At 59.4% G+C, this 12,256-nt stretch carries 10 protein-coding genes; 1 reads left to right on the top strand and 9 read right to left on the bottom strand.

Annotated elements, in window-relative coordinates; translation table 11 throughout:
* Positions 1 to 13: 13 nt before the first annotated feature.
* The 5 genes from LVS58_RS11625 to LVS58_RS11645 all read right to left on the bottom strand — a co-directional run bounded on the left by LVS58_RS11625 (position 14) and on the right by LVS58_RS11645 (position 7,510).
* Complete coding sequence (locus LVS58_RS11625; protein ID WP_233691181.1) at positions 14 to 1,264, bottom strand: multidrug effflux MFS transporter; 1,251 nt, start codon at positions 1,262 to 1,264, stop codon at positions 14 to 16.
* Positions 1,261 to 2,553, bottom strand: coding sequence for a beta-ketoacyl-ACP synthase II (gene fabF / locus LVS58_RS11630; protein ID WP_233691182.1), 1,293 nt, complete (start codon positions 2,551 to 2,553; stop codon positions 1,261 to 1,263). The genes LVS58_RS11625 and fabF overlap by 4 nt, the downstream gene beginning before the upstream one ends.
* A 72-nt stretch (positions 2,554 to 2,625) precedes the next feature.
* Complete coding sequence (locus LVS58_RS11635; protein ID WP_233691183.1) at positions 2,626 to 5,718, bottom strand: efflux RND transporter permease subunit; 3,093 nt, start codon at positions 5,716 to 5,718, stop codon at positions 2,626 to 2,628.
* On the bottom strand, positions 5,715 to 6,818 hold the full coding sequence (locus LVS58_RS11640; RefSeq protein ID WP_233691184.1) for an efflux RND transporter periplasmic adaptor subunit: 1,104 nt from the start codon (positions 6,816 to 6,818) through the stop codon (positions 5,715 to 5,717). Before LVS58_RS11640 ends, LVS58_RS11635 begins: the two co-directional genes overlap by 4 nt.
* Before the next feature lie 77 nt (positions 6,819 to 6,895).
* Positions 6,896 to 7,510 (bottom strand): TetR/AcrR family transcriptional regulator, encoded by a 615-nt coding sequence (locus LVS58_RS11645; RefSeq protein ID WP_233691185.1) that lies wholly within the window; start codon positions 7,508 to 7,510, stop codon positions 6,896 to 6,898.
* A gap of 82 nt (positions 7,511 to 7,592) precedes the next feature.
* Here LVS58_RS11645 and LVS58_RS11650 point away from each other — a divergent pair, with 82 nt between their 5' ends.
* The gene (locus LVS58_RS11650) at positions 7,593 to 9,044 is read left to right on the top strand and encodes an efflux transporter outer membrane subunit (protein ID WP_233691186.1); all 1,452 of its coding nucleotides are present in this window, start codon (positions 7,593 to 7,595) and stop codon (positions 9,042 to 9,044) included.
* Between the two features lie 7 nt (positions 9,045 to 9,051).
* Here LVS58_RS11650 and LVS58_RS11655 read toward each other — a convergent pair whose 3' ends face one another.
* From LVS58_RS11655 to LVS58_RS11670, 4 genes are all read right to left on the bottom strand, one after another.
* Complete coding sequence (locus LVS58_RS11655; RefSeq protein WP_233691187.1) at positions 9,052 to 10,380, bottom strand: SDR family oxidoreductase; 1,329 nt, start codon at positions 10,378 to 10,380, stop codon at positions 9,052 to 9,054.
* Between the two features lie 35 nt (positions 10,381 to 10,415).
* Positions 10,416 to 10,649: a PLD nuclease N-terminal domain-containing protein gene (locus LVS58_RS11660; protein ID WP_233691188.1), complete on the bottom strand. Its 234-nt coding sequence runs from the start codon at positions 10,647 to 10,649 to the stop codon at positions 10,416 to 10,418.
* Between the two features lie 18 nt (positions 10,650 to 10,667).
* Positions 10,668 to 11,870, bottom strand: a complete 1,203-nt coding sequence (locus tag LVS58_RS11665; RefSeq protein ID WP_233691189.1) for a zinc-dependent alcohol dehydrogenase — start codon at positions 11,868 to 11,870, stop codon at positions 10,668 to 10,670.
* A 77-nt stretch (positions 11,871 to 11,947) separates the two neighbouring features.
* Positions 11,948 to 12,193, bottom strand: coding sequence for a hypothetical protein (locus LVS58_RS11670; protein ID WP_233691190.1), 246 nt, complete (start codon positions 12,191 to 12,193; stop codon positions 11,948 to 11,950).
* Positions 12,194 to 12,256 lie beyond the last annotated feature (63 nt).

Consider the following 12,256-nt stretch of genomic DNA (forward strand, 5'->3'; position numbering starts at 1 on the left):
GAGTTGAGTGAGCTCATGTGCACTGACTGCTGAGTGGAACCTTTCGTTTGGCATACCACGCGAACAGCATGATTGCTAGCAAGCACACCGCAGTTTGGGTCGTTCCCAGTACGGCAACAGTCGGAAACTTCGGCGTGGAAACCATCCAGGTTGAGACAGCTCCGACTGCCATGGTGAGGAATCCCAAAAGGGCTGACGCCAGTCCCGCTTCTTTCCCGAATGGCGTCATGGTCAAGGCCGTTCCCAGCGGATTCGCGATACCCATGCCCCACAGGAAAAGTACCATCGACAATGAGTACCAGCTCAAGCTTGGGTTGCTTGGGCCTGCCAGTAGTAGTGCACCCGCTGTACCCGCAGTCGCGAGACCTGACAACGTGATGGCTCGGCTACCCCAACGGTGAGCCAAGCGAGGAGCAGCCAAGCCAGCGGCAAAGACTACGAAGACAGTTGCCGCGAAGTACAGGCCCACTTGGAGCGAGTTGAGCCCCATGCCTTCCATCAAGATTGACGGCGCAGCGGCGAACGATGCGAATAAGCCGCTCATCAGCAGGCTGGTGGCGAGTGCAGGCAAAATGAAGAAGCGGTTGGACGCCAGTTTGCCGTATGCGATAAGGACCGCAGGTACGGTTTGAGCCATCCGACGATGGTCAGGAAGGGTTTCACCTATCCCCCTGACGTAGAACAGAGCGATAAGGATTGCCGACATGCCGACGGCTATAAAAAGTGCGCGCCAACCCAAAGTGGTGTTCAGCAAACTGCCGATCAAAGGTGAGAAGCCTGGCGCTGTGGCGGCAGCGATCATCGTCAGCGATAACGCGCGTGCCAGGTTCTCGCCCTCATAAAGATCTCGAGCGATGGCTCTGGCCAGAACTGCGGCGGCGCACACGCCAATAGCCTGGATTACTCGTCCCAGGATCAGCATGTCGAGTGTGGCGGCGTTAGCCGCCCAAAACGTACCCACCACGAAAATCATCAGCCCACCTACTACCAGCCGCTTGCGGCCATAGCGATCGGCAAGCGGCCCTACCAATAATTGGGCGAAGGCGAACGTAATGAAAAAGCTGGAGAGCGTCAGCCCGAGTTCCTGGGATGAGACGTTGAGCTGTCGAGCCATTTCAGGAAAAGCGGGCAGGATGATATTGGTGGACAAGTTGCTGATGGCAGCCAGTGCTGCCAGTAAAAGGATGACCTTGGCCGTCAGGACATTGGCCCTTTGAGCATCGCCATCAGCTTCGTGGGCATGGGTTTCGAGTTGGCTGTTCATGCGTTGGCATCCCAGCGGCGGAACAGCACGCTGGCGTTCACACCGCCAAATCCGAAACCATTGGACATGGCGTATTCGATGGGCATTTCACGGGCTATTCGTGCAACCAGGTCAAGGCCAAGTGCAGCATCATCGACTTGAGTCAGGTTGAGCGTGGGGGGAACTATCTGATCTTGCAGAGCCAACACCGTGAAAATGGCTTCGATACCGCCTGCGGCACCCAAGAGGTGGCCGGTGGCCGATTTGGTCGATGTAATCGCCACGCCGCTGCCGCTACCGAACACTGCGCGAATCGCTGCAAGTTCACCCTTGTCGCCAACCTGGGTCGAAGTCGCATGCGCATTGATATGGCCCACGTCCTTAGGCGCTACCGATGCCTGTTGCAGCGCGAGTTGCATGGCACGCCTGGCACCGCTTCCGTCTTCGGGGCCAGCGGTCAGATGGTAGGCATCAGCGCTCGTGCCATAGCCGACCAGTTCGGCCAGTGGCTTGGCGCCACGGGCCAGCGCATGTTCCAGCGACTCGATCACCAGCAAGCCAGCCCCTTCAGCCATGACAAAGCCGTCCCGTTGGCTATCGAAAGGACGGGACGCTTGCTCAGGGTTCTCCGAAAAGCCCGTGCTGAGCGCCCGTGCAGCCGCAAAGCAGCCAAGCGTCACACGATCGATTGCCGCTTCGGCGCCACCGCAGATCGCGATATCCGCTTCGCCGCTTCTGATGAGTCGAGCGGCGTCGCCGATGGCCTGCACCCCCGCAGCGCACGCTGTGACGGGTGCCCCCAGTGGGCCTTCGAATCCGTAGCGTATGGAGACATGACCCGCTGCCATATTGGCCAGGAACGATGGCGCCGTGAAGGGCGACAACTTGCGAGGGCCACGTGCGTCAGTGGTGCGCACTGCCTCTGCGATGGCGCCGAAGCCACCGACGCCCGATGCGATGATGGTGGCGGTTCGCGCGCGTTCAGTCTGATGCTCGGGATGCCAGCCGGCTTGCTGCAATGCTTCATCCGCCGCTACCAGCGCAAACTCGATGAACCGATCCATTTTCTTGCGTTCCTTGGCGAGGATCACATGCTCGGGTTGATAGCCTGCTACGGCATCCTCGGCCAATGTGGGCACGCTGCCGCCCACTGACACACCAGTGCCTTCGACGACATCGCCAGCAAGCGCGCGAATCCCGGACTGGCCAGCCAGCAATCGACGCCATACTTCCTTTACGCCGCAGCCTAGCGGGCTGACAACGCCGGTGCCGGTCACCACGATGCGCTTTTGAATAACGTTGTGAGTCATTTCGACCTCTCGTTGGATCATGGGCGCGCCTCGAATGACATCGGGCGCGCACGGGTGGAAGGCAATATCCAGTCAGGCGCGGTGTGCAGCTTCTGGCTTGGCCATGGGGCTATTGGGGCGGATCTTGAACCAGATGGAGTACATCGCCGGCAGGAACACCAAGGTCATGATCGTGCCCACGAACGTGCCTCCGATCAGGGTGTAGGCCAAGGTGCCCCAGAACACCGAGTGGGTGAGGGGGATGAAGGCCAGGATGGCTGCCAATGCCGTAAGCAAGACTGGGCGTGCGCGTTGCACGGTGGCCTCGACCACGGCGTCGAAGGGCGCAAGTCCTTCACGCTGGTTATGGTCGATCTGCCCGATCAGGATGAGGGTGTTGCGCATCAGAATCCCGGAGAGCGCGATCAAGCCGACTAACGCGTTGATGCCGAACGGTTGTCCGAACAGCAGCAATACAGGTACTACGCCGATCAACCCCAGCGGTGAAGTCAGAAACACCATGGCCATCGCCGAGATAGAGCGCACCTGCAGTATGATGATCAGTAAAGTCAGGGCGATCATGATCGGCAGAAGAGGGACGATAGCCTGGCTTGCCTTGCCCGACTCCTCGATGGAGCCTGCCATTTCGATTGTGTAGCCCACTGGCAACTGCTTGATGATGGGCTGGAGGTCTTTCCAGATTGCCGTGGATACGTCAGGCGGCTGCAGCCCTTCTGCGATGTCACCACGCACTGTCATGGTGGGCGTTCGGTCGCGACGACGGAGGATGGGATCCTCCATGCGAATACTCACATCACCGATCTGCGAAACCGGCACGCGCTGACCGTTCCCGCCTACCAGGGTGAAATGCTCGATCTGGGCAGGGTCGAGTCTGATCTGGCCCGCGGCACGCCCTACAACCTGCACAGAGCGGATATCTTCCCTGACCGACGTGATCGGCACACCGGTGAGCAGGAACTGGAGCTGCTGCGACACCGAGGTGGACGTCAGGCCAACCGACTGCAGGCGATCTTGATTCAAGGAGAAGTGGAGCGTGGGTACAAGCGGGCCCCAGTCGGTATTGACGGTCTTCATCATGGGGCTCGTCTGCAGTACGCTCTGGACGCGTGCTGCAATCTGACGCAGTTGCGAGGCGTCCGGGCCCATCACCCGATAGGCGACCGGGTATGGGGAGTAGGGCCCGAATACCAGTTGTGTTACCCGCACTTGAGCGCCGGGGGCCAGACCTTCGGAGGCCACCTCCCGCAGACGATGCTTGAGGGCCTCACGGGCCTCCTGGTTTTCGGTCAGGACGACAATCTTGGCAAAAGACGGGTCGGGCAACTCAGGGGCCATTGCCAGGAAGAAGCGGGGCGGGCCTTGGCCGATGTAAGTGGTGACTATCTTCGCCTCCTCTTGCTTACGTAGCCAGGATTCAACCCTGATCGCAGTGGCGTTTGTCTGTTCGATGGAGGTGCCATAAGGCATCTGCAACTCGACAAGCACTTCGGGTCGGTCGGAGGTCGGGAAGAACTGTTTCTTTACCAATCCCATGCCGAGCACAGCGGCTACAAATGTCGAAACGACGGCGCCTGCCACGAGCCATTTATGTGCGATCACCCAGCCCAACGAAGCGCGGAATCGGTTGTAATGACGGGTGTTGTAAATGGCAGCATGACCCCCTTCAATCGGCTTGATCTGAGGCAACAATTTCACACCCAGGTAGGGGGTGAACGCTACCGCCACCACCCAGGATGCGATCAGGGCGATGCCGACAATCCAGAACATGTTGCTCGTGTATTCGCCAGCAGTGGACTGGGCGAAACCGTTAGGCATGAATCCGATGGCGGTAACCAGTGTGCCCGACAGCATGGGGGCTGCGGTGTGACTCCAGGCATATGCCGAGGCCTTGATGCGGTCGTAACCTTCTTCCATCTTCACGACCATCATTTCGATGGCGATGATCGCGTCGTCGACTAGCAACCCTAAGGCCAGGATGAGCGAACCGAGCGTAATCCGGTCGAAATTCTTGCCTGTTGCGGCCATCACCACGAATACGATCGCCAGTGTCAATGGCACCGCGGCTGCGACGACAACGCCGACACGCCAGCCCATGCTGAGGAAACAGACGAGCATCACGACCAGCAGGGCAACGAAGAACTTGACCATGAACTCGTCGACGGAGGACGTAATGTTCACCGCCTGATCGGTGACCTTGCTGAGCGTCATGCCCAAGGGCATGCTTTCGTTGATTTTGGTTGTTTCGGCCTCCAGGGCTTTGCCAAGGTCGAGGCCGTTCCAGCCTTCGCGCATGACAATGCCAAGCAGCAAGGCTGGCTCGCCATCGTTGCGTACCAGGAACGTCGCGGGATCTTCATAGCCGCGCTCAACGTCGGCCACATCCGACAGTTTCAGGGCGCGGCCCTGGGCGACCACAGGGGTTTCGCGAATCTTTGTCAGTTGATCGAAGGCGCCGTCAACCCTGACCACCACTTGTGGCCCCTGCGTTTCGACCGAGCCCGCTGGTGACAGGGCGTTCTGGTTGTCAAGGGCAGAGAAAATGTCCTGTGGCGTGATGCCGAGCGTGGCCAGGCGCTCATGGGAAAAGGACACGAATATCCGTTCAGCCTGCTCCCCAATGATGTTGACCTTCTTGACGCCCGGCAAGTGCAGCAGCTGCTGGCGCAGTGTTTCGGCGTCGCGTACCAGCTGGCGCTGCGGTTCGCCTTTGGCTTTGAGCGCGTAGACCGCAAATGTCACGTCCGAGAATTCATCATTGATCATTGGGCCAATCACGCCCGCTGGCATGAGCTTGGCCTGATCACCCGCTTTCTTGCGGGCCTGGTAGAACTCCTCCTGAACCGCAGAAGGCGGAGTCTTGTCTTGCAGCGACACCATCGTGAACGCCAACCCGGGCCGGGTGTAGGTTTCGGTACGGTCATACCAACGCAGCTCTTGCATGCGTTTTTCCAATGGTTCGGCCACCAGATCCTGCATCTCTTGTGCAGTGGCGCCGGGCCAGGCAGTGATAATCGTCATCTGCTTGACGGTGAAGGGCGGATCTTCTGCACGGCCGAGTTTGAAGAAGGCCAGCGTTCCGGCGAAGGCGATCAGCACAATCAGAAAGAGGGTGATTGATCGCTCGCGTACTGCGAGCGCGGATAAGTTGAAACGAAGCTGGCTCATGGCTGGTGCTCCGTGACCAGAGCTGTCTGGGCCTGTTCCATGACCTCAACGCCATCGCGCAGCAGGTGCGCACCCAATGCCACTATTCGATCGCCAGCGTTCAGGTCACTCTTCACGACTGCTTTTTCGTCACTGACACTAAGCACTTCCACAGTGCGCCATGACACCTTGGCCGGCTGGCCAGCTATCACCCAGACCCCGGCTCCGTTACCCGGGTCAAAGAGTGCGCCGATGGGAATCTGCTTAGCGTCGGAATGCGTATCAGTATTTGGAATATCAAGCGTAATGGTTGCACCCAGTGGCGCGCTCGCCAAAGGCCCAGTGAGCACGTACCTGGCCTCGAAGGTGCGCGTGATGGGGTCTGCTGCATCTGAAAGAAGGCGCAGACTGGCGGGTACGGCCTGTGAAGGCTTGCCAAATAGCGTGGCGAGTGCGGTCGAGCCAGGCGCCGGTCGAAGCGTTTCTGGCAAGTAGACGACAGCTTCTCGTTGCCCAGCCCTGGCCAGCCTGACAACGGCTTGGCCAGCACTGACCACCTGGCCCGGTTCGGCCAGCGTGTCCATCACCACACCATCGGCGTCGGCTAGCAAGACCGCATATTCGGTGGCGTTCCTGGCAACGTCAGCCTGGGCTTGCGCGGCACTGAGTTGCGCCTTGGCCGAATCAGCCGCGGCTTTGATCTGGTCGTAAGACGATGCCGAGACCGCGCCCTCGGCCACCAGCTCTCGGTAGCGAGCTTCGTCGTCACCGGTCTGCTTGGCCCGTGCCCGAGCCGCAGTTACTGCCTCTTGCTGCGCGCGCGCCTGCAGATTCAGATCCACCGGATCCAGGCGCATCAAGGGTTGACCGCGGCTGACTGTTTGTCCGGTATCGACCAGGCGCTGCAATATTTTTCCGGACACTCGGAAGCCGAGATCACTCTGCGTGCGAGCTACCACAACCCCGGAAATCGAACGTGCAAGTGCTGACGCGTCCTGTACTGCGACCGCTTTCACAACCGGCGGTTTATCTCTCGGGTCTTTTCCAGGTGAAGCGTCCCCGCAAGCGACGAGGGCGAGTGGGAGTAGGCAACCGACTAAGGTGGCAGGACGCAGGCGCATGGGATCCCTTTCTCAAAAGGCGATATAGGTATCCCATTTTTCTACCAGTGACCAATATTGTCAATGGTCACACATCGCTAGGGGGCGAGGCTTCTGAGTATCAAAGCCGGCAGTTGGATGACCGCATCCTGAAGCGTGTCCAGGTTGTGCTGAAGGAGCGCGGCGTTTACGTAGGGCCTCATGATCAGAAAGATGGCCAGCGTCGCTTCATCCACTGGGGTCTTGCGTTCGAATTCTCCCGCGTCGCGGCCCTGTATCAGGATCTCTTGAATCAACCTGCTGATATTGGCTTCATGGGATTTGACCGACGACCACTGGTCACGCGATGCCACAGCCGCTATGTCGTAGAGCTTTCGCTCCTGGAAGAAAAGGTCAGCCCCAGCCTCTGCAATATTGCGGAATAGACGCCTTAGCTTCTCCGAGGCGCTGGGGGCATCGCCAGTGGCCGCCTCGACGCGCTGCATGATGAGCGCCAGCCGACTGGAGCAGATCACCTCGCCGATCGCTTGCTTGGATTCAAAAAACTTGTAGATGTAGGCCTTTGAAAAGCCGATTGATTTTGCCAAATCCGAGACAGTGGTCTTGTCAAACCCATAGTGGGCGAAGTGCTCCATCGCAGCCTGGATGATCTGATCCCTCACATCGTGGTCAGCAGGCCCTCGCGCCGGCGAGGGGGGAGAAGATTTAGTCATTTGAAGCATCCTGGAACGGGTTGACAGGCAGTGACCAATATATAATATGGTCACTGCCGCTCTTGGTCTACGAGAAATCATCATGCTTCCCTACCGAACGATTGCTCTGCTGCTGGGTTCCAGCCTTTGCGCAGGGTGCATGGTTGGCCCGGATTATAAACAGCCAAACGCACCGCTGGCCCATCATTACATCAATAGTGCCGGGTTGCCTGCCACGCCAGGTGCGGGGGGCGACCGACTTGATAAATGGTGGGAAGGGTTTGGAGATCCGCTGCTGAGCACACTCGTGACGCAAGCGATAGGGCAAAATCTTGAGCTTGCCCAGGCCCAAGCCCGCGTTGTGCAAGCACGGGCCACCCTCGGTGCTGCCACCGCAGCGCTCGTGCCTTCGGCGAGCGTGAGTGGCGAAGCCGCGCGTTCACATCAATCGATCGAGACACCGTTAGGCCAGGTCTTGAACTCAACACCAGGCTACGACCGCTTCGGGAGCAGTTATGAGCTAAATCTCGATGCAAGCTGGGAAATCGATATGTTTGGAGGGCTGCGACGCAGTCGTGAGGCAGCTATGGCGCAGTACCAAGCGTCTGAGGCCGGTGCGGTCGCGACGCGTCTTGCCATTGCAGCCCAGACTGCCGACATCTATACCACCGTTCGAGGCCTTCAGGCTCGTCTCGCTATTGCTCAAGCTCAAGCAAGAACACAGAGGGATCTGTTGGGCAAAGTCAATCTGCTCAATCAAAAGGGGCTGGCGGCAGACTATGAGGTTCGCCAAACTGAAGGGGAGCTCTCGCAAGTTGAGGCAACAATCCCGGTTTTGCGTGCAAACCTTGATGCAACACTCAACGCCTTGGACGTTGTGCTTGGCAGCAGTCCAGGCACCCATCGATCTCAAATGGCAGCACCTTCGCACATTCCGACGGCCCCTCAATTATCTGATATCGGCGAGCCGGCCCAACTGCTGCGCCGCAGGCCTGATCTGATCGCTGCCGAGCGTAGGCTCATGTCTGCAAACGCGCAAATCGGCAGTGCGATCAGTGAGTATTATCCAACGTTTTCGCTGGGGGCACTCGTTGGCAGTGCTTCGACCTCGGGCGGTCGGTTTTTCACCGGTGGAGCAAGCCAGTCGGCTGCGTTTCTAGGCTTGCGATGGAGACTTTTTGATTTTGGCCGGATCAATGCAGAAATTCACCAGGCGAAAGGGCGTGAGGCTGAAGCTTTGGCCTATTATCGACAGGCCGTGCTGAGTGCTTTGCAGGACGTCGAGACCGCATTATCTGCACTGCTTAACCGCCAGCAGCAGGCACAGTCCCTGGGCGAGGGTGAGGCATCCCTTGGGCAAGCGCGACAATCTTCATTTGCGGCCTATCAGAAGGGCGCTGCAAGTCTGTTGAACGTCCTGAACGCTGATCAACAACTGCTTCGGGCTTCAGATTCACGAGCGGTTGCGCAAACAGAGGCGGCCCGTGCTGCAATCGCTACCTACCGCGCATTGGGAGGAGGGTGGTCACCCGCTTCAATGGCAGTGACGCGATAAAGAACAATCAACGGCGCCTGCGTTGCGTGCGAGTAATGACCAGCCCGGCAACTATGCCCAGGACTGCTGCACTCACCCACAATGGTGTGTTGTTCTTGCGGCTTCGCCAACCACCGTCCACGCTGCGTCGGCCACTTGGTGGTTCGAACAGGTTGCCCGAGGAAATCGCGGCACTGGGACTGCGGTGTATGCCCCAGCGTGTCAGCCATCCCGACAGCAGCGGTAGACCTGGAACGAGGAAGCTGGCCAGGTGGGCAAGGCGGGCGGCGGTGCCGACCGTGGTGTGCGCACGAGGGGAAATGGCGCATGCGACCATGGCCCTTGCCACCAGCTCTGGATCGTAGATCGGCCCAGGCGGGGTGAGGGCGTGGCCGGTGTAGTTGCCGCCATCCCTGAACCCTGGCGTGTCCATGACCGCAGGATAGATATCGCAGACATGGATATCGGGAAATTCCGTCAACTCTCCCCGCAGCGCATCGGTCAGGCCGCGCAGGCCAAATTTGCTTGCCGAGTAAGCCGCTGCATAGGGTTGGGCAACCCAGCTGCCCAGTGACAGCGTGTTGATCAGGATGCCGCTGCGCTGCGCCTTGAAGTACGGCAGGGCCACATGAGCGCCGCGCAGGTAACCGACCAGGTCGGTTTGAATGACCTGCTCATGGGCTTCAAGTGGCGTCTCCTCGAAGCTGCCAACCACGCCAACGCCGGCGTTGTTGACCCAGATATCTATCCGGCCATGGCCAAATTCGGCAGCTTGCGCCGCCAGCGCTTGCATTTGGTCGCTGCTGGTAACGTCGGTGGTGATTGCCACGGCGTCCGTCCCGCAATCGGTGCACTCGTCCAGCACCTCGAACAACGCGTCTTCATCCCGTGCGGCCAGGACCAGGCGAGCACCTTTGCAGGCAAACGCATGCGCGGTGGCCCTCCCTATGCCACTTGAAGCGCCGGTGATGACCACTACCTTGCCGCGCAACGGGCCTCTCACCTGGGCTGGGCGTGAAGGCTCGGCCGGCGCTGGTTCTTGCTCGAACGCGTCAGTCGCAGATTCGAGGAAAGCATTGGCTTCTATCCTCGAGAGCTCCAGGGCGGTGCCGTCGATCAGCAGCAGTTTCAGCCCCTCGATGGTGCCGGCCACCCGATCGGGGAAGACGGGCTCACCTGCCGCATCCAGGCTGTCATAGATGAACTTCGTGCCTTCGAGCCAGCCCACAGCCGTCAGCAGTTCGGGGCCAAGGTAATATCTGCCGTCCAGAAAGAAGCCGGGGAACTGATGCGCGCGCTCGACGTTCTCCACGCGATAACGTTCGCCTGGTTTCATGCCTGTCGCTTGATCGATCATGGTAGTGACCCCTTTGGATGTATGCTGCAAAACATTCAACCTTTGCTGTGTTCGTCGGATGTCGGCCCGGTTCCGCGCTTGATCCCGCGCGGCCCGGCAACGCCCCAGATTGCCAGGCCCAAGAGCGGAAGCACGACGATCACCAGGGCCCACAGCGCTTTGCTTGCATCGGACTTGTCGCTTCTGAACACACTCACGATGGCCCATAAGTCGATGAGCAACAGAATTGCCGCCACTGCAATCCAGAAATACATGACAGGATCGTTCATAGGGTTTTCTCCTGTGGCTTACACATAATCGGGGCCCAAGGTGCCGGATGCTGCGCCGGGAACCAGAATGACCTTGCGGCAGTTGTCCTGTTTCTGGTCGAACAGCTTGTAGCCCATGGCTGCTTCCTCCAGAGCGAGGCGATGGGTAACGATGCGTTCGGGTTGCAGACGACCAGCCTCGATGTGCTCAAGCAGCTCTGGCAGGTATTTCTGCACATGCGTCTGGCCCATCTTGAACGTGAGGCCTTTGTCGAATGCGTCGCCGAACATGAAGGCGTGGATGAAGCCGGCATACACGCCAGGCACACTGACAATGCCTCCCCGGCGCACAGCCGCAATGCTCTGGCGCAACGCCTTGCCACTGCTGCCTTCGATCTTCAATGCCGTCATGACCGTTTCGGCGGTGCTGCCCTTAGCCTCGAAGCCAACGGCATCGATGACCGCGTCGACACCGCGCATGCCGGGTGTCTGGCGAATGATGCTGTCGGCAGGGTCGTCATCCTGCTCGAAGTTGATGGCAGTTACACCGTAGGCGTCGTGGGCATAGGCCAGGCGGTAGTCGTTGTCATCGACCATGAAGATGGTCTGGGCACCGAGCATGCGCGCGCAGGCGGCGGCCAGCAGCCCCACCGGCCCCGCGCCATAAATAGCGAGTGACGAGCCCTGGCCGATCTCGGCGTTGAGGACTGCCTGCCAGGCGGTTGGCAGGATGTCGGAGAGAAACAGCACCTTGTCATCAGCCAGAGCGGTTGGCACCTTGAACGGGCCAACATTGGCTTTCGGCACTCGAACGTAATCGGCTTGCCCTCCGGGGATGCCCCCATACAGATGGCTATATCCGAAGAGCGCAGCTCCGGGTGGGATGCCTTTCTTGTTGATGAGCGACCCGCGACCGGAGTTGGTGGTTTCGCAGGCGGCGAACAGGTCGTGTTGGCAGAAAAAGCAACTGCCGCAGGCAATGACGAAAGGGATCACCACGCGGTCGCCGATCTGCAGGTTGGTAACGTCCCTGCCGGTATCCTCGACGATCCCCATGAACTCATGGCCGAAAATGTCGCCCGCCTCGGTCTGCGGGATCTTGCCTCGGTAAAGGTGGAGATCCGAGCCGCAAATGGCGGTTGCGGTCACCCGCAGGATGATATCGTCCGGATCTTGAATGATAGGGTCTGGGACGGTATCGACCCTGACATCGTTTGCGCCGTGATAGGTCAATGCTCTCATGGAGTCTGCTCCTGCAGCCGTGCATTTTTGTGATTGGTATGCAGGGGAAGCCAAGAGGTAGGGAAAAGTTCAGGCGATCAGCCCGGTTGCATGGCGGCGTTTTTTTTCCAGCCCCGAAGGTTCATCGCGCACAGGCAAACCTGCAGGATGATCAGCGCCCAGGCTTGCGCCTGCCATCCCCAGGCTGCCCACAGTACATTGCTGGCAATGAAGCAACAGAAGCCCAGTTTGCGCCGGCCTGGGCGCCCTGAGCCGATGCACCAGGCAGCGAGCACGGTCAGGACCATGGCAGGCCATTCAAGAAAGTCGATCCAGTCACTCATCACGCGATACCCAACTGATTGCGTTTGGAAGTAGGGCTGGCGAACACATACGCGCGCCCGGGT

It is taken from the genome of Pseudomonas sp. JR33AA, assembly GCF_021378985.1.
GTDB classification, from domain to species: domain Bacteria; phylum Pseudomonadota; class Gammaproteobacteria; order Pseudomonadales; family Pseudomonadaceae; genus Aquipseudomonas; species Aquipseudomonas alloputida.